Here is a 20,967-nt window from a genome sequence, read left to right as displayed (position 1 = left end):
TACGCCGTTCACGTACCGTCAGTCAATGAGCGAAGCGGACAGCGACGGGACAGATGCCCGGCGCGCGGTCGTGTTGGATTATCTCGCGCACGGTCTCTCCGACGACGCGCGACCTCAATACGAGAAGTCTCCCGCCGGTTACGCCCTCGGAATCGACGACTTCACGCTGTACGAGGTCGCCTTCGACGAGGAGGAACGACTGACTATCGGGAGCGAGGTGACGGTCGCACCGGTGGATGCGCGCGAGGTCGTCCTCGAGTGTCGCGAGGTCGAGTACGGCGATCTCTCTTCGGGTGCCAAATCCGAACTGGAGTACGTCGTCGCCGACTTAGTCGAGGAAAACGAAGATCGATTCGTCGACTTCTACAACGATGCACAGCCGATCACACTTCGGCTTCACCAGCTGAATCTGTTGCCGGGAATCGGGAAGAAACTCCGTAACGGCATCCTCGACGAGCGAAAACGAAAGTCCTTCGAGAGCTTCGAGGAGCTTTCGGAGCGCGTTTCCGGGCTGCACGACCCCGACGAGATTCTCGTCGAACGCATCATCGAGGAACTGCGTGACGACGATCTGAAGTATCAGACGTTCGTCGGCCGGAACGAGCAGGAACAGAACCAGTAGCTGGCGGGTGGTATCCTTTTTACGGGAGGTCGAAGAACTCGCGTTTCGTTCACCTACCTCCAGATTCCGACATCTCTCGTTGCTCGATACCCAATCCGTCGCGCAGTAAGGAAAGCACGTGGGTAACGAGGGGGCAGCATCGACAAAAAACGGAAACCAACGGATCTACAGCGTTAGTAGAACTCGCGGACGAGATCCATCGCGTCCTCGGGAGCGCCATCGGGAATCTCGGACATATCTTCGGTGACGCCGTGTTGTTCGTGGTACGGGACCGATTGCTCGTCCTGATACATCACGCCCTGATACTCCTTGTCCGCGTCCAGGATGACCTCTTTAGCGGACTCGTAGTCGTTCGGGTCGTGACCCGCTTCCTCTAAGTCGACCAGCGTGTCGCGGAAGTAGTCGTAGGTGTCGACGTCGTTGAACGTGACACACGGACTGAAGACGTTGACGAAGCCGAAGCCGTCGTGTTCGATGGCCGCCTCGACGATCTCCTGGTGGCGCAGAGCGTCGGAGGCAAACGACTGGGCGATGAAGGTCGCACCCGATGCCAACGCGAGGGCAAGCGGGTTGACCGGTGGCTGCTGTGGACCTTCGGGGGTCGTCGAGGTTTCGAAGTCAGACCGCGAGGTCGGCGAGGCCTGGCCCTTCGTCAGGCCGTAGATGCGGTTGTCCATGACGACGTAGGACATGTCGACGTTTCGACGGACGGCGTGGACGAAGTGACCGGCACCGATCGAGTAGCCGTCGCCGTCGCCGCCGGCGACCATGACCTCGATATCGGGACGGGCCATCTTGACGCCGGTGCCGACCGGGAGCGCGCGGCCGTGGACGCCGTGCAGCGCGTAGCTGTGCATGTAGGTCCCGATCTTGCCGGAACAGCCGATGCCGGCCACGACGAACGTGTTGTCGGGATCGTTGCCCGTTCCCGCGAGGGCTTTCATCATACCGTTCATCGTCCCGAAGTCACCGCAGCCGGGACACCAGGTCGGTTGCTTGTCGGATTTGAAGTCTGTGAATCTGACGTCGGAGCTCATTATGCAGGCACCTCTTCGGAGAGTTGGTCGGTGATCTCTTCGGCGAGTTCGTCCGCCTTGAAGCGGACGCCGGTATACTTGTTGATGCGCTTGACGCGAGTAAGTGTGTCGTGTTCGATCACGTCTGCGAACTGTCCCGTCGCGTTACACTCGACGACGATGGTCTCCTCGGCGGCCTCGATCTCCTCGGTCAGATCCGGTCGCGGGAAGATGTATGGGACTGAGATCACGCGAACGTCGATCCCGTCGTCCTCTAAGTACTCGAGGGCTTCGACGAGTGCGCCCTCGTTCGACCCCCACGAGATGACGAGGTTATCGGCGTCGGGATCGCCGAAGTCGCGGTACTCCCACTCCTCTGTATTTTTAGCCGTCTCGACCTTGCGGTTGCGCTTGTCGACCTGTCGAACGCGTTCGTCCTGCGCTTCGGTTCGGCGACCGAGTTCGTCGTGCTCGAGTCCGGTGGACATGTGGGCGCCGTCGACGGTGCCGGGTTTGGCACGCGGGCTGACGCCGTCGTCGGTGACGGCGTGGGCGCGGAATCGACCCTGAGAGTCGAGCCACTCGTCGACACCATCATCGTCGACGAGTTTCCCACGGTCGATCTCGACATCGTCCATGTCGAAGGCTTCCGGCGGGAACGTCTGCTCGGTGACGGACATCGCCAGATCGGAGACGAGGAACACCGGCGTATTGTACTTCTCGGCCAGGTTGAACGCCTTGATCGTCTTCCAGAAACACTCGGTGATCGTCGTGGGTGCGACGACGAATCGCGGGACTTCACCGTGACCGGCGTACAACGCCATGTTGAGATCGCCCTGTTCCTGCTTCGTCGGCATCCCGGTCGAGGGGCCCGAGCGCTGGACGTCGGTGATGACCAGCGGCGTTTCGCTGGTTGCGACGAGACCGAACGTTTCGGTCATGAGGTCGACCCCGGCACCCGACGTTGCGGTCATCGATCGCGCGCCGCCGCGTGCGGCACCGAGTGCCATGTTGATCGCGGAGAGTTCGTCCTCGGCCTGGACGACGTGGCCGCCGTACTCTTCGATGCGGCCCGTCAGGTACTCCATGATGGACGTCGCGGGCGTGATCGGATATCCGGCGTAGAAGCGACAGCCGGCAGCGAGTGCACCCATGCCGATCGCCTCGTTGCCGTTCAACAGGACGTAGTCCTCGTCGGTGACCTCGAGATCGTACCCCAGATCCAGATCGTAGTTCGCCTGGACGTACTCCTGTCCCGCACGGGCGGCCGCTTTGTTGTTCTGGACGATCTTCGATCCCTTGCCACCGAAGCGTTTCTCGAGGGCTTCGTCGAGGTATTCCACGTCGAAGCCGGTGATCTCGCAGGCGGCACCGAGCGCGACGATGTTGCGCATGATCGCCCCGCCAGCCTCTTCGGCCAGTGACTTCAGCGGGACGTCGACAGCGGTAGCGCCGTCGGGAATGTCGGCCTCCCAGGAGCGTTCGCCGTCGTAGATGATCGCGCTGCCGTCGTGAAGTTCGTCGACGTTCTCGTCGATCGTTCGCTGGGTTAGTGCGACGAGGATGTCGAGTCTGTCGACGACGCTCTGGACATCCTCGACCGCCGTCCGAATCTTGTAGGCGGTGTAGCCGCCACGGATTCGTGAGGCGAAATCTTTCGACGTGAATACGTGGCGCCCGGCTCTGGCGAGTGCCTGAGCAAAGATCTTCCCGGTGGAGTCGATACCGTCTCCGGCCTCGCCTCCAACCGCCCAGTTGAGGTCCTCAGCCATGTTATGCCGAACCTTGCCCCCAGTAAATGAAAAGGCTTCTGAAAACCCAACCGGATCGTCCGTTCGGTGGGTGATATGTCCGAGGCAGGAGGACAGTTTCATTAATCATTATGGAGTTTGTCGAAGAAACCCAACAACAACGCGCCTGGCAAAAATTGCAAGCATGCGTCGGCCTCTCGGGCAGGTCACACGATACCTCTCATGAATCAGTCACAGACGACGAATCGAACCGACGTTCCGTACCCCGAACCGGTCGATGACGGACAGAACGGAACGCCTTTTCAATCAGCCCCCGAACGTCTTACTCATGGAGGGGACGCCAGTCACCGTCGAATCGGTACGCGACGTCGGCCCAGCAACCGTTGCACTCGAGCTCGAGACGCCCACAGCGTTCGATGCGCTGCCCGGACAGTTCGTCCTGCTGCGGGCTTCGCCCGCGGACGAAGAACTCGCGCGCCACTACACGCTTTCCTCGCCGTCGGTCGGTGAGACGTTCGAACTCACGGTCGGCATCGATCCGGACGGTGATCTCTCACCCTGGCTCGCCGAGCGTGAACCCGGTGATACGGTCCACGTCGAGGGACCGTTCGGCGAAATTACCTACGAGCGCGACCGCGATGTCGTCGCCGTCGCGGGCGGACCGGGTGTCGGTCCCGCCGTCTCTATCGCCGAAGCCGCCACAGCGACAGGCTACGACGCGGTCGTCGTCTACCAGGACGACGAGCCGGCACACACCGACCGGCTCGAGGCTCTCAAGGCCGACGGTGCAACTGTCCACGTCCTCGAGAGCGATGACGACGGCGAACTCGCAGATGCGATCGAAACCCACGTCGGCGACGGCCAGATCTACGCGTTCGGATTCGCGGAGTTCGTCAGAACCGTCGCGGACGAAATCGACGCTGCCGGCGGCGACAGTGACGACGCACTGATCGAAAACTTCGGCTGACGATCCGTCGCTTTCGTCCGGACTATAGGGCGTCATACGGACCGCTGTAGTTCTTTACCGGTGATCACCCGGACGGGGTCGGTGATCACCGGTAAAACGCTACAACAATCCGTATCAGAGGACGATTCACATGATCTTCTTTTCATCCTATTTAGACTGACATATTCCTGGGTACACCGCACTTCTCTCGCATAGAGGGCAGGTTGGAGCCACCAGATCGGCCAAGCACAGCAGTGACAGGTGTTTGCTAGTGGCTTCCCAAGCCTGCACTGCTGGGTCGAACCGACACCCGCCAACTGGTTCGACCCAGCAGTCGACGGTTGGAACGGAACGGTACTAGCAGCGCTTACAACAGGACTGCCTGGGCTAATCCGAGGAAAACGAAAAAGCCCAGCACATCGGTCGCCGTCGTGATGAAGATCGTCGCAGACGTGGCTGGATCGAATCCTACCCGGTCGAGTAACAGCGGCGTAATGGCACCGAAAAAGCCTGCGATCACGAGATTTGCGACCATTGAGATGCCAATAACGGCCCCGAGTAAGAGGCCAAATTCGCCGAACGAAAAGGCGATGGCGATCACGGCGACGAGCACACCGGTAATCAGCCCGTTGACGGCACCGGCAACGACTTCGTTGAAAATGACACGCTTGCCAGTGTTGAGTGACACCTCATCGAGTGAAATCCCGCGGACCGTGACCGCCATCGCCTGTGTGCCAGCATTGCCACCCATCCCAGCGACGACCGGCATGTACGCTGCTAAGATGGCGACAGCAGCGATGGTTGACTCGAACAACCCAACCACCGCTGCAGCCATAAACGCCGTTCCGAGGTTGAGAATCAACCACTTGTATCGTCGCCGTACCTTCGTTCCAGGACCGTCGAGAACACTCTCTTCTTCAGCGACCCCGGTAAACTCGTAGAGCGTTTGCCCCCGTGCCTCTTCGAGCAGCCGTAACAGGTCCTCGGCGTGAATCACGCCGAGGATGTCTTCCTCTTCATCGAGCACGGCAACGGACCGCTCACGGTTTTGCTTGAAGACCTCGAGAACCGCTTCGTCATCGTGGTCGTACCGGACGTGCGGTGTCTCTTGAACGTAGTCGCTGATCGCCTCGGTTTCGGGATCGGCCACGGACAGCGCTGCGCCGGGGAGTTCGCCTCGTAATTCCTCATCGTCAGTAACGAAGATCGTCGGAACCTGTCCCCTTCTCTCTTCGAACCGACGAACGCGTTCGATCACTTCCGAGAAGTCCCGCCTTTCATCGACGGTGACGTAATCGAGGCTCATCACCCCGGCTGCACTTTCAGGGTCGAACGAGAGTAAGAAGTTGATTTTCTCGCGGCGTTCGCTATCGAGCGTCGCGAGCAGCGCTTCACGTGTCTCCTCGTCAGTGTACCCGAGAACGTCCGTCACCTCGTCCGGATCGAGCCGGGCGATAAACGTCTCCAGTTCCGACCGACCCATATCAGCTATAAGGTGTTCTTTTACGTCTTCGGTGAGTCGGAAGAACACCTCTCTCCACTCGTTCAGTGGCAAGTCTGTGAACGGATCCGACGGCTCCGGATCTACCGCAATTGCTTCCTGTAGGCCCGTCTGCCGAGTCATATGCAGATCAAATAAATCAGGCAGTAAAACACAACCGATAGCGTATCGTGAAAACACGACATCAACAGTCGTTACAGCGGTAGCGAGGCGAAAGCCCACGTGGTCATCCCTCGATCGCCGGCAACGATACCAGAAACGTTGATCCCTCACCGGGGGTCGACTCGACCCGAACGGTACCGCCGTGGCGTTCGGCGATCCGTTGGCACAGCGCCAATCCGATCCCCGTTCCGGTGTAAGAATCACGGCTGTGTAGGCGCTGGAACACCTCGAAGATTCGATCCTGGTCGGCTGGATCGATGCCGATCCCTTCGTCTTCGACCGCGATCGTCCACTGTGACCCGTTTCGTTCGGCGTCGATGTGGACGCGTGGCGGCTCGTCGCCGCTGTACTCGAGCGCATTCGACAGCAGATTTTGGAAAAGCTGTCGCAGCTGGTTCGAGTCGCCATCGACCGTCGGGAGCGATTCGGTGGTAACCTCGGCACCGGTCTCCCGGATCTGGACCTGCAGATCGTCGAGCACGTCTCCGATCACGCGTTCGAGATCGGTCGGCTCGAACGGCTCACCTTGTGTCTCGACGCGGGAGTACGCTAGCAGCCCGTCGATCATCTCGCGCATGCGGTCGGCACCGTCGACGGCGAACTCGAGGAACTCCTGACCGTCCGCGTCGAGTTCGTCGCCGTACCGGTTCTCGATCAACTGGAGGTAACTCGAGACCATCCGCAGCGGCTCCTGGAGGTCGTGGGAGGCGGCGTAGGCGAAGTGTTCGAGACGTTCGTTCGAGGCCTCGACCTGGTCGATCGTCTGCTCGAGTCGCCGCTGATACTCGCGTCGTTCGGTGATCTCGGTCATCGTGACAACGGCCCGGCTGACCGCGCCGTCCCCGTCGACGATCGGCATCCCGTGTTCCATGATGATCCGTCGGTCGCCGTCGGCGGTCTCGATCTCGTAGACGTTCGGATCGGTAACGGCCGATCCCTCGAGGACCTGTGCGAGGGTCCACTCCTCGGGTGCGACCGGTTCGCCGGAGTCGGCCCACACCCCCGTCTGTCGCTCGTAGGGTGAGACGGAGCCGCTGTGAAAGTACTCGCCACCCCAAATCTCCGTCGCGGTGTTGTTCGCTTTGGTCACCTCGCCGTCCTGGTTCGCGACGACGACGCCGATCGGGAGGACGTCGAACAGCGTCTCGAGCTGTTTGCGACTCTCCTCGAGCGCGATCTCGGCGCGCTTTCGCTCCGTGATGTCGGTCAACGCGCCTGGGAACGTCACGGACTCGCTGTCGTCGTCACACTCGACGTGACCGCGCGCGACGACCCACCGGAGCTCGCCGTCACCGTTCCGGACGCGATACTCGGATTCGTACTCGCCACAGCTGTCGACAGCGTCCTCGATCTGCGCCTCGACTCGCGCGCGGTCATCCTCGTGTATCGACGAGAGCAGTCGGTCAATCGGGACGCCCTCGCGAGCCGTCTCCGGATCGATACCGAAGGTCTTGGCGAACGAGCGATCGGCGACGAACGTATCCGAGTCGACGTGCCACTCCCAGGTACCGACCGCCCCGGCCTCGGTCGCGGCCTCGAGCTGGGATTTGGCGTCTTCGAGGTACCGCTCTCGTTCTTTCTGTTCGGTGATATCCTGGGCCATCGTCATGCCGGCGAAGATCGCCCCTTGCTCGTCGGTAATCGGCACCGACCGGATCTGCCACTCCTGCTCGGCGTACTCGAGTTCGATCGTCTCCTCGCTGCCGTCGAGAGCGGACTCGAGAGCGGGCTCGAGTACGTCTGCAGTTTCGGCGGGCCAGGCGTCTCTCACGGTTTCCCCCTCGAGATCGTCGGGATCGACCGGTATCCTGTCGAAGCCCTGTCCAGCTGCCAGCGTATACTCGAGATCGTGATCGAACAGCGTCACGATCCCGTTCGGAAAGTACTCTGCAAGCGTCCGGTGTCGGCGTTCGGACTCGAGCAGTTCTCGGTCGCGTTCTTTCCGCTCGGAGATGTCTCGGAAGTAGACGGACAGGCCAGTTTCGGACGGATAGGCGTGAATGTCGAACCACGTTTCCAGCGGTGCGGGATAGTAGAGTTCGAACGAGGTGGCATCCTGGGTTTCCATCGCCCGCTCGTACTCCTCGCGGAGTTTCGAGTCGGCACCCCACTCGAAGACATCCCAGATGTTCTCCCCGAGCAGTCCCTGGTCCTCGACGTCGATCAACGCCCGCGCGCGATCGTTGACGTATGTGAACGTCCAGTCGTCGTCCAGCGCGTAAAAGGCGTCGGTGATCCGGTTGACGGTCGCCTCGAGTTCGCTCTCGAGTTCGACTTCGCGGCGCTTGATCGGCGTCACGTCTTCGACGATGGCGACGGTTCGATCGCCCTGATCGTCGTCCTCGATCGAGACGGCGCTCGTGACGAGCCACTGCTGGCTCCCGTCGGAGCGATCGATGCGGAGTACTCGATCCAGGGTCGGCTCTCCAGTCTCGATCGTTTGCCTGACGGGGTACGCAGACGGCGTGAGTCGCCGCCCGCGATCGTCGAAGACGGTTCCATCGAAGCTGACATCGCTGATTGTCTCCGATCCGTTCGCCGTCGTCGACGTCTCGATGTCGAGGAGGTCGTCACTGCGATCGTTGCACCTGACGGGGTCGCCCCCGTCGTCGAACACCACGATACCGACGGGACTCACCTCGAGGATCCGATCGATCAGATCGCGTTCGCGTTGAAGCTTCTGCTCGCGCTCCCGGCGGTCGGTCATGTCGCGGGTGACTTTCACGTAGCCGCGGTGGGTCCCGTCGTCGTCTCGGACCGCCGTGATCGTGACGTTGGCCCAGAAGCGACTGCCGTCCCGTCGCACGCGCCAGCCTGCGTCTTCCGCCGACCCGGTCTCGTCGGCCCGCTCGAGATTGGTTTCGGGAATCCCGGCTGCCCGATCCGACTCCGTGTAGAACGTCGAGACGTAGTCCCCGAGAATCTCCTCGCGCTCGTACCCTTTGATCCGTCGGGCACCCTCGTTCCAACTGATCACGCGGCCCTGGCGGTCTAACCGAAAGATGGCGTACTCTTCGACCGCATCGATCATCGTCTGAAACTGTGCTTCGCTCTCGCGCAGCGCGGTTTCCGATCGCTTTCGGTCGGTGATGTCGTAGTAGAGCTCGACGCGACCGCCCGCGTACTGGCCCGATTCGATCGGTTGACTCCGGTGCTCGAGCCAGCGTTCCTCGCGGTCGTCGCCTGCGGTCACGCGACACTCGAACCGTTCGACGTAGCTGTTGTCCTCGTAGGATGCACGCACAGTGTCTCTGAACCGTGCTGACTCCTCGAACACCCCGGCGATCTCGTCGTCGAGTACGGTAGGTTTGTCGCGACCGAGCAGTGCCGATCGATCGAGGCCGAAGTACTCCTCGATCGTCTCGTCGACCCAGGCGATATCGAACTCGTCGTCGAGGACGAACACGCCGATATCGGCCTCGTCAAGAACATTCGTGATCGTCTCGTAGGATTCTCGGGCGTCTTCGAGATGTTCACTCTGCTGGCGTCGGTTGGAAACGTCCCGAGCGACGCCGATACTGCCGGCGAACTCGCCGTTCTCTTCGAGTACCGACGGTCGAACCTCGACTGGAATCCAGTCACCCTCGGCGGTTTCGACCTCGAGTCCGACGGTATCGCACGGCTCGCCGGTGGCGATCTGTTGGCGCAGCTCTCGCTCGACTCGCGAGCGGTCCTCGCTCGCGAGCACTCGCGTTGCGGGTTCGCCGATCAGTTCCGACCGATCGTACCCCGTCATCTCGAGGACGATATCGTTGACGGCGACGAATCGACCCCTTCGGTCGAGCTGGTAGATGCCGTCGTCGATCGCATCAACGAGCGTTTGGTAGCGCTCGCGCGCGATGTCGTCGGCGGCGTCCCCCCAGAACGCCTGTTCGCCGTCCGTCGCTCCATTTCCCATGGTATCCGGTGGGCTTTCTCCCGGATAAACACCACGCCGGTCGACGATCCTCCGGACTATTGTAGGCCGTGCCGTGGAACCGCGACCTCTTGGGAGGCCACTGGTATATCGGTTCGAGAGACCGTCCCGTCATACGGTTTACTGTAAGTCATTGCCGGCGCAACTGCGACCCGGACGGCGGTTGCGCCGGTAAATCGTTACAGCAATCCGTATCAATCGTGGTTCGACCACCGTTGGTCACTTGCTATCACACCGAGGGGACCGTCGGTGCGGATGGTCAGCCCGGCGATTTCGCGGCGAGCACAAGTTATATTGTTCCACGTACAGGTGCCACCACCATGGCTCGGAAATCCTATCAAGAACAGCTCGCGGAACTCCGCGAGGATATCCTCTACATGAGCGAGGTCGTGATGGAACGGCTTCGCGTCGGTCTCGACGCCTTAGAGCAGAAAGACGAAGCGCTCGCTCGTGAGGTTATCGAAGGCGACGGCGAGATCAACCGGATGTATCTCGACTTAGAGCAAGACTGTATCGACCTGCTGGCGCTCCAACAGCCCGTCGCCAGTGACCTGCGATTTATCGCCGCCTCGTTCAAGATTATCACCGATTTAGAACGCATCGCGGATCTCGCGGTCAATCTCGGCGAGTACACCTTAGACGCCGAAGAGAACCTCTTTCCCGATGTCGACGTCCAAGAGATGGGCGAGTTGACCCTCGAGATGATCGAGACCGCGATGGACGCCTACGATACCGAAGACACCGACGCCTGTCGAGCGCTTGCCGAGCGCGACGACGATCTCGATCACTTCGCCGAACGCGCGAGCGAAATCGTCGTTCGAGACCTGATCGAGCGCGAGCTCGACTCCCCACAGGAGGTCGAAATCCTGCTTCAGGACGTCTCTCGGCTGTTGCTGACGATCCGGGATCTAGAACGCGTCGGCGATCACGCGGTCAACATCGCCGCGCGAACGCTGTACATGGTCGAAAACGACGACGAACTGATTTACTGAATCCGGTCGCCGAGGGCGCCGGCGACCAGCGCCAGTGCGACCAGGACGGTCGCCAGCGCGCTGATCTCCGGACTGAGTCCGGTCTGGATCTGCGTGTAGATGATCACCGGCACGGTCGTCGTCTCCGGCGAGACGAGAAACTGCGTCGCGGTAAACTCGCCAAAGGAAAAGACGAACGCGATAACCATCCCCGCGACGATCGACGGAGCCAGGATCGGCAGCGTCACGTTACAGACCGTCTCGAGACTGTTCGCACCCAGCGTCCGCGAGGCTGCCTCGAGTCTGTCGTCGAAGGTGAGCAGTCGCGCGCGCACGATGAGGAAGACGAACGGGAAGGTGAGTACGGCGTGGCCGAGGATGATCTGGACGTAGCCGGTTGGGATGCCGACCTGACTGCCGAACCGCAACAGTGCCAGCCCGACGATGACCGGCGAGATCATCAGGGGCAACAGCATGACCGTCGCGAGCGATTCCTTGTAGGGTATCTCGCTTCTGACGAATCCGAAGGCGGTAATCGTCCCCATCGTTCCCGCCAGCAAGGCCGCACAGATCCCGACGATCGTACTCGTCGTAATCGCACTGATCATCTGACTGTTCTGGAACAGGGAAACGTACCACTCGAGACTGACGCCGTCGGAGGGAATCGTTGGCGCCTGGTTGACCGTCAGTGACGTGAGGACGACGATGACGACCGGAAGCAGCAAGATTGCGTAGACGACCACCAAGAGCGGTGAGAACGCGAGTTTCTGGAGTCGCTCGTTCATAGATCACCGAGCACCTCCGAGACGTTCGCGACGTGATTGAAGGCCCCGATGACGATCAGCAACGAGCCGGTAAAGACGACGGCCATCGCCGCGGCCAGGGAGACGCTGTAGCTCTGTGCTTCCTCGATGACGTTTGCCATCATGAAGTTGCTCGGCCCGCCCATGATCGCCGGCGCGAGGAACGAACCGGCGGCGAGAATAAAGACGAACAGCGTCGCGGCGATGACACCGGAGAGTGAAAGCGGGAAGATGACCGACCGAAGCGTCTGGAACTGCCCGGCACCCAACGTGCGCGAGGCGTGGATGAGTTCGTCGTCGATCGATTGCAACGAGTTGTAAATTGGCAGTACGGCAAACGGTAACAGCGCGCTCATGAGCCCCAGGATAACACCGTTTCGGGAGTTCATGATCCCGAAATCGGTGCCAAACAGTTGCTGGACCGGCCCCGACGAGAGAAAGAAGAGTCGAACGCCGAAAAACCGGATGATGATCGCGACCCACAGCGGCAACAACACTAACGTCAGCAGGAGGAACGGCCGCGACGATTTAAACGCGATGTAGTAGGCCGTTAGATAGCCCAAAAGCAGCGTGAGTACCGTCGTCAGTAACGCGTAGCCGAACGTCCGATACAACGCCTGCCGGTAGACTGCCTGCAGGGCCTGCTCGTAGTTTGCAAGCAGGCTGCCGTCGCCGAAGTTCAAACTCTCGAACAGCAGGTAGACGACCGGAACGACGAAAAACACCGAGAGCCACAGCAGGCCGATACCGATCAAGACCCGCGGCGAAACGAACCTGCGAACCGGTCGTGGCAACGCTGCCGAAGACACCGTGATCGTCCTCATAGCACGATCACGTCCGACGGATCGAACTCGATCGTTATCGCCTCGCCTAACTCGAGATCGATCGTCGCGTCCGCGTAGGCAGTCACCGTCGTTCCGTCCTCGAGGGTCGCTTCGATCTCGTTTCGGTGGCCGAGATACTCGATGTGTGCCACCGTCGCCTCGAACGCGTTTGCCGTCCCGGTTTGCTGGCCCGTCTTCCGGATGTCGATCTGTTCGGGCCGGACGTACAGCGAGACCTGTTCGTCGACACTATCGTCCGTATCCGCGAACTCGATCCGTCGGTCGCCGACGCTGACGGCGGCGGTGTCGGTCGCCAGTACCTGGCCGTCGCCGCTACTCGAGGGGGCGGTCGCCGTCCCGGTGAACTTCGTCGACTTGCCGACGAACTCGGCGACGAACTCGGTATCGGGCGCTCGGTAGAGTTCTTTGGGCGAGCCCTCCTGTTCTTTCTGTCCGTCGTTCATGACGATCACGCGATCGGACATCGAGAGCGCTTCGGCCTGATCGTGGGTGACGTGTAACGTCGTCACGTCGACCTCGCGTTGGATCTGTTTGATCTCGTTTCGCATGTCCTCTCGGAGCACGCGATCGAGTCCGGTCAGGGGTTCGTCGAGCAACAGAATGTCCGGCTCGTAGGCCAGGGCACGTGCCAGCGAGAGTCGCCGTTGCTGGCCGCCGGAGAGTTCGGTTGGCTTGTGATCACCGTGGTCGCCGAGTTGGACCATCTCGAGGAACCGCTGGGCCTGTTCGTCGTGATCTCGGCCCTCGAATCCCTGCATCTCGAGACCGTAGGTGATGTTCTCGAGGGCAGTCATGTGGGGAAACAGCGCCGAGTGCTGGAAGACGAACCCGATGTTGCGTTCGTCCGTCGGCACGTTCGTAACGTCCTCGCCCCGCAGGGAGACCGATCCCTCGGTGGCCGCCCTGAGGCCGGCGATCGTGTGCAGCGTCGTACTTTTGCCACAACCACTCGGTCCGAGCAGCGTCGCGAACTCGCCCTGTTCGATCTTGAACGAGAGGTCGTCGACGGCGACGAGCGACCCGTAGGCTTTCGTCAATCCGTGTACTTCGAGCATGTGTCAGTAAGAATCGTCGTCAGCGTTGGGAAGTCTAGGCTCCGGCCTTGATTTCGTTGAACGTCTGTTCGATCTCCGCGAGATGGGGCATGACGGCCGTCCAGTCGAAGGAGACGACATCGTCGGCATCCATCGATTCGAACCGTCCCTCCATCGTCTCGTGGTCGCCTTCCAACGGGATCGGGTAGTAGTGTTGTTCGACCATGTCGATGGCGATGTCTTCCTGGTAGATCCAATTGAGCAGATCGTAGACCTCTTCTTTCATGTCGCTCTCCTCGAGAATCGAAAAGGCGACCGACCACTGGATACAGCCTTCGTCCGGGACCGTATACGCCATCGGATGGCCGTCGTGGTGTAGCGCTTCGACGCGACCGCCCCAGGCCGAGGCGGCGCTTGCCTCACCCTCCCGAAGATCCGTCATGAAGTCGTTGCCGGCCATCCAGTAGTCGTAGACGTTCTGGTGTTGGGCTTCCATCTCGGCGACGACTTCGTCGTACATATCGTCGTCCTCGACGACCTCGGCAGGCTGGTAGCCAAGCGCCGCACAGCAGTTACCGAAGCGCGTCGGTGCGCTGTCGAACAGCGTTACCTCGCCCTCGAGGTCGTCGTCTTTGATATCCTCCCAGGAGGAGATGTCACCGACATCCTCGGTGTTGTATCCCAGCCCCTGTGTCGAGATGTGATAGAACAACCCTTTGTCGTGGCCTTGCAGGAACTCGATCTCTCGCCACTCCTCTTGGATGTTGTCCGTGTAGTTCGGTACTTGGTCGTAGTCGATGTCGGCCAGATAATCGGTCTCGGCGAAATCCGGATGCGCCTCGTTCAGCGCGTAGCCGTACGGTGAGAGGCTAACGAGATCGAACGAGCCGGGGTTCGCCGAGATTTGGTCGAACATCTCGGTGTCCTGTGCGGCCGCCTGGTACTCGATCTCGATGCCGCTTTCTTCCTCCCACTCCTCGAGGACCGCCTGTTCGGCGTCCTGGATGACGCCGCCCCGATTGAGGTAGGTGATCGTCTCGCTTCCCCCACCGTTTCCACCGCCGGTACACCCTGCTAACGCTACAGCACCGGCCCCAGCACCGAGTTGCAGATACGTTCGTCGTGAAACACTCCGCGTGGGGTTTGCTCCCGTGTGTCCGTCACGCATAGTACAGCCGTGATCCCGCCATCCCATTAAACTTTCGTGATCAATATGAGTATTGGAAGGATTTCACCCATAGATACGAACCACATCTAACTATACTAAGTGACTAGTAAACAGGAGAAGCTATTTAGTGGAATTAGATAACAACCATAAACCACAGTCTTGGCGCAATTGTTACGTGCAACTCACAGTGATACGGCGCGACAGCTCACGCTTTCCCCTGTGTGAACCGAAGAAATCGTTACGCTCGGGATGGAACTCCGGTCAATAGTTGGCCGACATCGTCGATATTTCGCGTCTCGAGCAACAGTTCCGCCGCTTCCCGCACGGTGAAATCGGCCTCGAGGTCGACGCCGTGACACCGAGTGTAACACTCGAGCCAGGCGTTCATCGCGTCGGTCAGCGCCTCGAGTTCGGCCGCGGAAAACGGAACGAGCCGACCGCCGGTGCGCGCTTCGACGTAGAGCCAGACCGCCTGTCCGGCCCCGTCTCGAAGGAACTCGCTCGGTTCGTCGGGACAGGCCGTCGATCCCTTTCGCTCGATGGCAGTCCGGTCGCGCTCGGCACGGCGCTGTAAGGCGGCGATACGCGAGCCGTACCGGCTCATACGGATTCCTGTACCGATTTACCGGCGCGCCCGCGACCCGGACGGCGGGTGCGCCGGAACTGACTTCCAGTAAACCGTATCACGGTTACCCCTCGCGGTACTCGACGCCCTTGCCGCCGCGGGGATGTTCCCACTCGGTGTCGGCAACGACCGCACAGGTCCCACACTCGACGCAGGGCTGCGTATCGAGGCTGACGACCGTCTCTTCGGAACCGTTGCGTTTGACTTCCTCGGAGCGATAACAGCCCCCGCCGAAGTCCTCGGCACTGACCGGGCAGGCGTAGACGGCCGACCCGCTCGCATCGACGGACTCGTCGCGCAGTTCGATGTGTGGGTTGCCGACATCCGTATCGTAGGTCAGATCGCCGATGCGCTCCTCGAGCGTCGGCGGTTCGACCTCGTTCTCCCAGTGGATCGTCCGGCCGTGTTGTTCGCCGATGACCGACGGTAGCGTCACGTAGCCGGTACTTGTGTCGGGTAGCATCGACACCAGGAACGGCGAGTTGTACGCCCGCTGTAACAGACGATTCGAGATCGGATTACCAACCGCGACGGAGCCGAGTGGCGACTCGAGCACCCGATCGACGACGTTCGTAATCACGTCGCGCTCTGCGAGCGTGCGAGAGACCTCGTAGCGCCGTGGTCGGAGCTTGGCCATCGTCCCCGACTCCTCGAGCATCTGGGTATAGCGACGGCCGGCGGCTGCCGGATCGGCGTTCCCGCGGGTGACGGCGAATGCGTCGGCTGCGAGCGCCCCCGCGGTGACGGCGTGGTTCATCCCCTTGATGATCGGCCCCTGGGCCTGCATCTGCCCGGCGGCGTCACCGACGAGGACGAGTCTGTCCTGATACGGCTCGGGATGGGCGACCTTCTTCGAGTCGGGCACGAGTTTCGCGGCGTACTCGCGTTCGTCGTACTCGTCGCCGAGCCAGGTCGCCATCATCGGATGCGTGAGCAAGGCATCCAGCAACTCCTGTGGTTCGGCTTGCTGTTCGACGAGGCTGTCGAGGTGGAAGACGGTCCCGATCGAGAGCGAGTCCTCGTTCGTGTAGAGGAAGCCCCCGCCCCGGACATCCTCGAAGAGGTCGCCCGAAAAGAGGTGGGCGACGCCCTCGTCGTCGTCGATATCGAACCGGTCGTTGACGACCGCCGGATCCATGTCGACGACGGCTTTGACGCCCTGGAACCACTCGTCGGGCTCCTCCCAATCCATCAATCCGGCCTCGCGGCCGAGTTCGGAGTTGACGCCGTCGGCCGCGACGATCAGGTCCGCCTCGATCGGATCGAGTTCGTCGCAGGTGACGCCGACGATCTCGCCGCGCTCGCGAAGAAGGCCGTTGACGCGAACGTTCGTCAGGACGCCGCCGCCGGTCTCGCTGGTCTTCTCGTGGACCCGGTCCTCGAGCCAGGCGTCCATCCGCCGGCGCAAGACGGCGTCACACCAGTCGGTGTCGTGCTCGTGGAGGTCGGTGAGATCGTAGGTCTTGACCTTGTTGCCCGCCACGTTGTGGATGCGGTAGTCGGTGACGGGTCGTTCGGCCGCCGCCTCGCGGAAGCCGTCGAAGAGATCGTCCAGCGTATAGGGCGCGGATTCCTCGCCGTAGATGAGGCCCCCGGAGACGTTCTTCGATCCGGATTTGGTGCCGCGCTCTAAGACGAGCGTCTCGATACCGTGATCGGCCAGTCGCGCCGCAGCCGCGGCCCCGCCCGGGCCACAGCCCACGACGACCGCTTCGTAGTGCTCTCGATCCGTGTCTGTCTCGCTCATTCGTCGTCACCTCCGCTGCCGTCTGCGACGGCCTCGAGTGCTATCTCGCCCGATTCGACTGCCTCGGTGATCTCTGGGAGAACCTCGAACAGATCGCCCTCGACGAAGTAGTCGCTGAAGTCCCGGATCCGCGCGCTCGGATCGGTGTTGACCGAGACGATCGTGTCGGATTCGTCCATCCCGACCTTGTGCTGGACCGCCCCGGAGACGCCCGCGGCGATGTAGAGGTCGGGTGCGACCACCTGTCCCGTCTCACCGATCTGGCGCACCTCTTTCGAGTACTCCTCGACGTGACCGTCGAACTCGTAGGAGGAGGTTACGATCCCTCGCGTGATCCCGAGTTCGGCGTTCTCGAAGGCCTCGACGAGGTCGAGGCCGAGTTCCATCCCCTTGGTAGGGTCGTCCGCGATACCCCGGCCGAGACAGACGATCACCTCGTGGCCGGTCAGATCGACGCCGGCCTCGAGTTGGTCGTACTCGGTGATCTCGACGCGGAACCACTCCTCGGGCAGTTCCATCTCGTGTTCGACCACGAGGCCGTCCCGGTCGTGGTCGGGTTCCATCGGCTCGAAGCTGCCGGGGATGACCGAGGCCCCTTGTGGGTGGAACTCCCGGCCCGGATTGTCCAGACAGAGGATCGTCGAGTACTCGAAGCCCGAGAAGTCGGGCCGTTTCATGTGCAAGACTTTCTGGAAGGTTTTCTTGACGCCGGGCTCGCCGGTCTTGACGGGGTTGGAGACCTCGTTCTCCTCGATGAAGAGGTCCGAACAGTCCGACGCCAGTCCGGAGTCGAGTTCGGCCTGCACCTTCGCCGAGAGGTCCCGCCCGTTGTTCGTCGCCGGGAACAGTACATACCTGGGTTTGTCGTAGTCACGCCAGTCCGTGCTCTCGGTCGAACCCTCGCCGCGAGCCATGTGGGCCGAAATCTCGGTGTAGGGCTTGTGGAGGAATCGCTCGAGGCGGTCGTCGTCGTGATAGACCGCGACATCTGCGCCGTAGGCGATACACTCCTCGGCGAGCCCTTCGCAGTCGTCGCCCATCAAAAACGCGACGACTCGTTCTTCGTCCTCGTAGTCCTCGGCGAACTGGTCCATCAACTCGCGAGCCTTCCCGAGCATCTCCTTGGATACCTCGAGTAACTCTCCCTGCTGAGTCTCGCAGAACACCCACATATCTTCGTAGTGGCCGTCCTCGAGACCCCGGACGTGTTTCTTGTCCCGGGTTGGGTGTGAGAGACCATCGTCTGGTTCCGCTTGGTCTTCCGCGGACTCGTCCGCTTGCTCGTCTGGCTCGACTTCGTCCACCTCCTCGCCTTCTGCCTCCTCGCCGACGCTCTCTTTGGTCTCCTCGTACTCGCCTTCGGTCTCGGTGTCACCCTCGACACCGTCGCCCGATTCGACAGCCTCGAGGCGCTTGTGGACCGCCTCACGGGCCGTTTGTCGATCCTGGCCGGCCTGTTCGGCCTCGAGAACGGACTGGAGGACGTCCTCGTCGTCGATCGTCTCGAGTTCGTCGCTCAGCTCCTCGACCGTGTACTCGTCGGGATCTAGGTCCGTCATCGTTATTCACCTGCCTCCGCGTACGGTTGCATTGCCTCGAGGACCTCTGCCATTCCGCCGCTGTCGTCGGGATCGATCATCGTCGCCTCCCGCTCGGAAGGGGCTTTCGGGATCGGATCGACCGAGGAGACGATCGTCGGCGAGCCGTCGAGGCCGATATAGTCCGGATCGAGGTTTAGATCCTGCTGGCTCCAGGTCGTCAGATGGTCCTCGTGCTCCTGAGCACGTTGCTCGGTCTCCGCGCGCAACCGCTTGTGCGTGAGCCTGTGTGAGGCCTTTCGATACGTGGGCTCGAACTCCGGATCGGTGACGACGACGCAGGGTAGGGGCGCTTCGACGGTCTCGATCTCGTCGACATCGCCCTCGACGAGTCGCTTCGCCCGCAACCGCCGCTCGTCGGGATCGATATCCAGCGCGATGACGTGGGTGACGATCGGCCAGTCCATCGCCCAGGCAGTCTGTGGACCGGTCTGGCCCGTCTCGCCGTCGGCCGATTTGAAGCCAGCGAAGAGAATGTCGATCTCCTCGACTTCCTCCTGGTACTTTTCGAGCCCAGCACTCAGCGTGATTGCCGTCGCCCAGGTGTCCGAGGCCGCGAGTTCCCGATCCGACAGGAGATAGCTGTCGTCGGTGTAGACCGACTCCATCGCGCCTTGAAGGACGTCCGCATACCCCGGTGGCCCCATACTCATCCCACTGACGTGCCCGCCATGGCGGACCTTCGTCTGTAAGGCCGCCTCGACCGCAAACGCGTCGTTCGGATTCATCACGGTCGGTGTCTTCCCCCGTTCTAGATGGCCCTCCTCGTCGAACGACACCGCGCCCTCCGAGAAGTCCGGTACCCCTTTCGTCAGTACGATCGATCGCATCTATTCCTCCCTGTCCCGTGCGTGTCTTTTACTACCATGCCTGCCTATCACTATCGTAACTAACAGTATTAAGGATGGGGGTCCCAATCGTCACCGGAAATTAGTCCGCAGCCAGCTGTGACTGGTCACTCTTGGCCCGTCTCGAGTGTCGCGATTATCGCGGAGAATTACTCGTCTTCGCGTTTGGTCGTTCCCATCGTGATTTCGCCGTTCGCTCTGATCGTCCCGTCGATCTCGGCTTCGGGACCAAGCTCGAGGGCGCGACAGGAGACGTCGCCGAGAATGCGGGCGTCTTCGGCGATCGTCACGTCACCGTTGCGAGTGGTGAGATCGCCGTGAATGCGCGTCTTCGGGCCAACGGTGATGTCGCCGCGGGCGCGAAGGCTCCCGAAGATGTTACAATCGGCACCGACATCGATCGATTCGGCACGAACGTTGCCGTGCAAACGACAGTCGTCGCCGATTCGTGCCGGCGTCGAAACCCGCCAGGCGTCGTCGCTGACCGTCGCATTGCGGGGGATCACGAGGGGTTCAGTCTCGGGTTCCTCGCCGTCTTCGTCGACGAGTTCCGAGATCAGCCGCTGGGCTGTCTCTTCCTCGCCGACGACCAGCAGGTGCTTGAGATAGACGAAAAGCAGGACGATCGTCGGCATCGGGTTCCGAATGACGATCCAGCCGTTTGCCTCGAACCCCTCCTCGATGTCGACGTCGTCGCCGATATCGAGGTCGCCCGCGACTTTCAACTCGCCGGCGATGTGGACGCGCTCACCGATGTAGGCGTCCTGGCCCACCAACACATTTTCGGCGACGTCACACCACATATCGAGTCGACAGTCGCCGTCGGCTTCGATCTCGCCGCCGAATTCGACGTTCTCGCCGGCCAGGACGTTTCGGCCACGAACACCGAACTCGACGCTCGAGCGCGCACCGACCAGGACGTCGCCGTCGGTCTCTAAGGCGACTTCCTTCGCTTCCGTCCCGTCGGGGACCACGAGTTCGTCGAGCGGATCGCTGCGTACGGCCACACTCAGTCCCCATGTAACCGGCCGGTAATAAACTTCGTCGTTGGCCGTCCGACAGCCGTCATTCGAACTGGGCGTCGTGGCCACACGATCACGACCGTGCCGCTGGCACGCTCGTAACGGCCACCTTTTATTTGCTGATCGCATACGACTCGCCATGACCACGCTTGCGTTCGACGACGACGGCGTCGACGTCGTCTACGAAGGCACCGAGTTCCGCCTCGAGCGCGACCTGATCGAGGAAGCGACAGAAAAGACCTACTTCGACGTGACCGACCACGAAGTGCTGAAAATCGTCGCCGAACAGCCGAACCTACAGGGCGAGCCGCGTCGTATCGGCGATATCGTCGACTAGCGGAGCCGACCGTCTCGGCTCGCTGACGGGACGCTCTAGCGATGCAAGCATTTCG

General features: G+C 61.4%; 17 protein-coding genes. 4 read left to right on the top strand and 13 right to left on the bottom strand.

What is annotated here, in order from left to right:
- Positions 1-25: 25 nt before the first annotated feature.
- Complete coding sequence (locus tag D8Y22_RS17490) at positions 26-622, top strand: DUF655 domain-containing protein (RefSeq protein WP_141465973.1); 597 nt, start codon at positions 26-28, stop codon at positions 620-622.
- A gap of 173 nt (positions 623-795) precedes the next feature.
- Here the strand turns inward: D8Y22_RS17490 and D8Y22_RS17485 are convergent, their stop codons facing one another.
- Both D8Y22_RS17485 and D8Y22_RS17480 read right to left on the bottom strand, forming a co-directional pair.
- On the bottom strand, positions 796-1,659 hold the full coding sequence (locus D8Y22_RS17485; protein ID WP_141465972.1) for a 2-oxoacid:ferredoxin oxidoreductase subunit beta: 864 nt from the start codon (positions 1,657-1,659) through the stop codon (positions 796-798).
- Entirely contained in the window at positions 1,659-3,410 is a 1,752-nt protein-coding gene (locus tag D8Y22_RS17480; RefSeq protein WP_141465971.1) for a 2-oxoacid:acceptor oxidoreductase subunit alpha, read from the bottom strand. Before D8Y22_RS17480 ends, D8Y22_RS17485 begins: the two co-directional genes overlap by 1 nt.
- A gap of 307 nt (positions 3,411-3,717) precedes the next feature.
- Between D8Y22_RS17480 and D8Y22_RS17475 the strand changes: the two genes are divergently transcribed.
- Positions 3,718-4,356 (top strand): ferredoxin--NADP reductase, encoded by a 639-nt coding sequence (locus D8Y22_RS17475; RefSeq protein ID WP_141465970.1) that lies wholly within the window; start codon positions 3,718-3,720, stop codon positions 4,354-4,356.
- Positions 4,357-4,702: 346 nt separating this feature from the next.
- Here D8Y22_RS17475 and D8Y22_RS17470 read toward each other — a convergent pair whose 3' ends face one another.
- Entirely contained in the window at positions 4,703-5,959 is a 1,257-nt protein-coding gene (locus D8Y22_RS17470) for a magnesium transporter (protein ID WP_141465969.1), read from the bottom strand.
- A 103-nt stretch (positions 5,960-6,062) separates the two neighbouring features.
- The gene (locus D8Y22_RS17465; RefSeq protein ID WP_141465968.1) at positions 6,063-9,896 is read right to left on the bottom strand and encodes a PAS domain-containing sensor histidine kinase; all 3,834 of its coding nucleotides are present in this window, start codon (positions 9,894-9,896) and stop codon (positions 6,063-6,065) included.
- Positions 9,897-10,234: 338 nt separating this feature from the next.
- On the opposite strand from D8Y22_RS17465, the gene phoU reads away from it, so the two are divergent.
- Positions 10,235-10,906, top strand: coding sequence for a phosphate signaling complex protein PhoU (gene phoU / locus D8Y22_RS17460; protein ID WP_141465967.1), 672 nt, complete (start codon positions 10,235-10,237; stop codon positions 10,904-10,906).
- Here the strand turns inward: phoU and D8Y22_RS17455 are convergent.
- From D8Y22_RS17455 to D8Y22_RS17415, 9 genes are all read right to left on the bottom strand, one after another.
- Positions 10,900-11,670 carry an ABC transporter permease gene (locus tag D8Y22_RS17455; RefSeq protein ID WP_174811902.1) on the bottom strand — a complete coding sequence of 257 codons (771 nt, stop codon included), beginning with the start codon at positions 11,668-11,670 and terminating at the stop codon, positions 10,900-10,902. The two genes, phoU and D8Y22_RS17455, sit on opposite strands and share 7 nt — an antisense overlap.
- Entirely contained in the window at positions 11,667-12,512 is an 846-nt protein-coding gene (locus tag D8Y22_RS17450) for an ABC transporter permease (protein ID WP_141465966.1), read from the bottom strand. Before D8Y22_RS17450 ends, D8Y22_RS17455 begins: the two co-directional genes overlap by 4 nt.
- The gene (locus D8Y22_RS17445; protein ID WP_141465965.1) at positions 12,509-13,588 is read right to left on the bottom strand and encodes an ABC transporter ATP-binding protein; all 1,080 of its coding nucleotides are present in this window, start codon (positions 13,586-13,588) and stop codon (positions 12,509-12,511) included. The genes D8Y22_RS17450 and D8Y22_RS17445 overlap by 4 nt, the downstream gene beginning before the upstream one ends.
- Before the next feature lie 34 nt (positions 13,589-13,622).
- A complete protein-coding gene (locus D8Y22_RS17440; protein ID WP_141465964.1) occupies positions 13,623-14,735 on the bottom strand; it encodes an ABC transporter substrate-binding protein in 1,113 nt (370 codons plus the stop codon).
- A gap of 238 nt (positions 14,736-14,973) precedes the next feature.
- Positions 14,974-15,339 (bottom strand): hypothetical protein, encoded by a 366-nt coding sequence (locus D8Y22_RS17435; RefSeq protein ID WP_141465963.1) that lies wholly within the window; start codon positions 15,337-15,339, stop codon positions 14,974-14,976.
- 85 nt (positions 15,340-15,424) lie between these two features.
- Positions 15,425-17,107 (bottom strand): FAD-dependent monooxygenase, encoded by a 1,683-nt coding sequence (locus D8Y22_RS17430; protein ID WP_141465962.1) that lies wholly within the window; start codon positions 17,105-17,107, stop codon positions 15,425-15,427.
- Positions 17,104-18,666 (bottom strand): electron transfer flavoprotein subunit alpha/FixB family protein, encoded by a 1,563-nt coding sequence (locus tag D8Y22_RS17425; RefSeq protein ID WP_141465961.1) that lies wholly within the window; start codon positions 18,664-18,666, stop codon positions 17,104-17,106. Before D8Y22_RS17425 ends, D8Y22_RS17430 begins: the two co-directional genes overlap by 4 nt.
- A 2-nt stretch (positions 18,667-18,668) precedes the next feature.
- Complete coding sequence (locus D8Y22_RS17420; protein WP_141465960.1) at positions 18,669-19,535, bottom strand: electron transfer flavoprotein subunit beta/FixA family protein; 867 nt, start codon at positions 19,533-19,535, stop codon at positions 18,669-18,671.
- A 167-nt stretch (positions 19,536-19,702) separates the two neighbouring features.
- Complete coding sequence (locus tag D8Y22_RS17415) at positions 19,703-20,560, bottom strand: polymer-forming cytoskeletal protein (protein ID WP_141465959.1); 858 nt, start codon at positions 20,558-20,560, stop codon at positions 19,703-19,705.
- Between the two features lie 154 nt (positions 20,561-20,714).
- Here D8Y22_RS17415 and D8Y22_RS17410 point away from each other — a divergent pair, with 154 nt between their 5' ends.
- On the top strand, positions 20,715-20,912 hold the full coding sequence (locus tag D8Y22_RS17410; protein ID WP_141465958.1) for a DUF5800 family protein: 198 nt from the start codon (positions 20,715-20,717) through the stop codon (positions 20,910-20,912).
- Positions 20,913-20,967 lie beyond the last annotated feature (55 nt).

Source organism: Salinadaptatus halalkaliphilus (assembly GCF_006543045.1).
Classification (GTDB): Archaea; Halobacteriota; Halobacteria; order Halobacteriales; family Natrialbaceae; genus Salinadaptatus; species Salinadaptatus halalkaliphilus.
This window is presented reverse-complemented; position numbering and strand designations above follow the sequence as displayed.

What these genes read in the sequence shown, in the direction of transcription:
- D8Y22_RS17470 (WP_141465969.1), bottom strand. Translation starts at nt 5,959, where the DNA reads ATGACTCGGCAGACGGGCCTACAGGAAGCAATTGCGGTAGATCCGGAG.
- D8Y22_RS17450 (WP_141465966.1), bottom strand. Translation starts at nt 12,512, where the DNA reads ATGAGGACGATCACGGTGTCTTCGGCAGCGTTGCCACGACCGGTTCGC.
- D8Y22_RS17445 (WP_141465965.1), bottom strand. Translation starts at nt 13,588, where the DNA reads ATGCTCGAAGTACACGGATTGACGAAAGCCTACGGGTCGCTCGTCGCC.
- D8Y22_RS17440 (WP_141465964.1), bottom strand. Translation starts at nt 14,735, where the DNA reads ATGCGTGACGGACACACGGGAGCAAACCCCACGCGGAGTGTTTCACGA.
- D8Y22_RS17475 (WP_141465970.1), top strand. Translation starts at nt 3,718, where the DNA reads ATGGAGGGGACGCCAGTCACCGTCGAATCGGTACGCGACGTCGGCCCA.
- D8Y22_RS17465 (WP_141465968.1), bottom strand. Translation starts at nt 9,896, where the DNA reads ATGGGAAATGGAGCGACGGACGGCGAACAGGCGTTCTGGGGGGACGCC.
- D8Y22_RS17490 (WP_141465973.1), top strand. Translation starts at nt 26, where the DNA reads ATGAGCGAAGCGGACAGCGACGGGACAGATGCCCGGCGCGCGGTCGTG.
- D8Y22_RS17455 (WP_174811902.1), bottom strand. Translation starts at nt 11,670, where the DNA reads ATGAACGAGCGACTCCAGAAACTCGCGTTCTCACCGCTCTTGGTGGTC.
- D8Y22_RS17425 (WP_141465961.1), bottom strand. Translation starts at nt 18,666, where the DNA reads ATGACGGACCTAGATCCCGACGAGTACACGGTCGAGGAGCTGAGCGAC.
- D8Y22_RS17435 (WP_141465963.1), bottom strand. Translation starts at nt 15,339, where the DNA reads ATGAGCCGGTACGGCTCGCGTATCGCCGCCTTACAGCGCCGTGCCGAG.
- D8Y22_RS17480 (WP_141465971.1), bottom strand. Translation starts at nt 3,410, where the DNA reads ATGGCTGAGGACCTCAACTGGGCGGTTGGAGGCGAGGCCGGAGACGGT.
- D8Y22_RS17485 (WP_141465972.1), bottom strand. Translation starts at nt 1,659, where the DNA reads ATGAGCTCCGACGTCAGATTCACAGACTTCAAATCCGACAAGCAACCG.
- phoU (WP_141465967.1), top strand. Translation starts at nt 10,235, where the DNA reads ATGGCTCGGAAATCCTATCAAGAACAGCTCGCGGAACTCCGCGAGGAT.
- D8Y22_RS17430 (WP_141465962.1), bottom strand. Translation starts at nt 17,107, where the DNA reads ATGAGCGAGACAGACACGGATCGAGAGCACTACGAAGCGGTCGTCGTG.
- D8Y22_RS17420 (WP_141465960.1), bottom strand. Translation starts at nt 19,535, where the DNA reads ATGCGATCGATCGTACTGACGAAAGGGGTACCGGACTTCTCGGAGGGC.
- D8Y22_RS17410 (WP_141465958.1), top strand. Translation starts at nt 20,715, where the DNA reads ATGACCACGCTTGCGTTCGACGACGACGGCGTCGACGTCGTCTACGAA.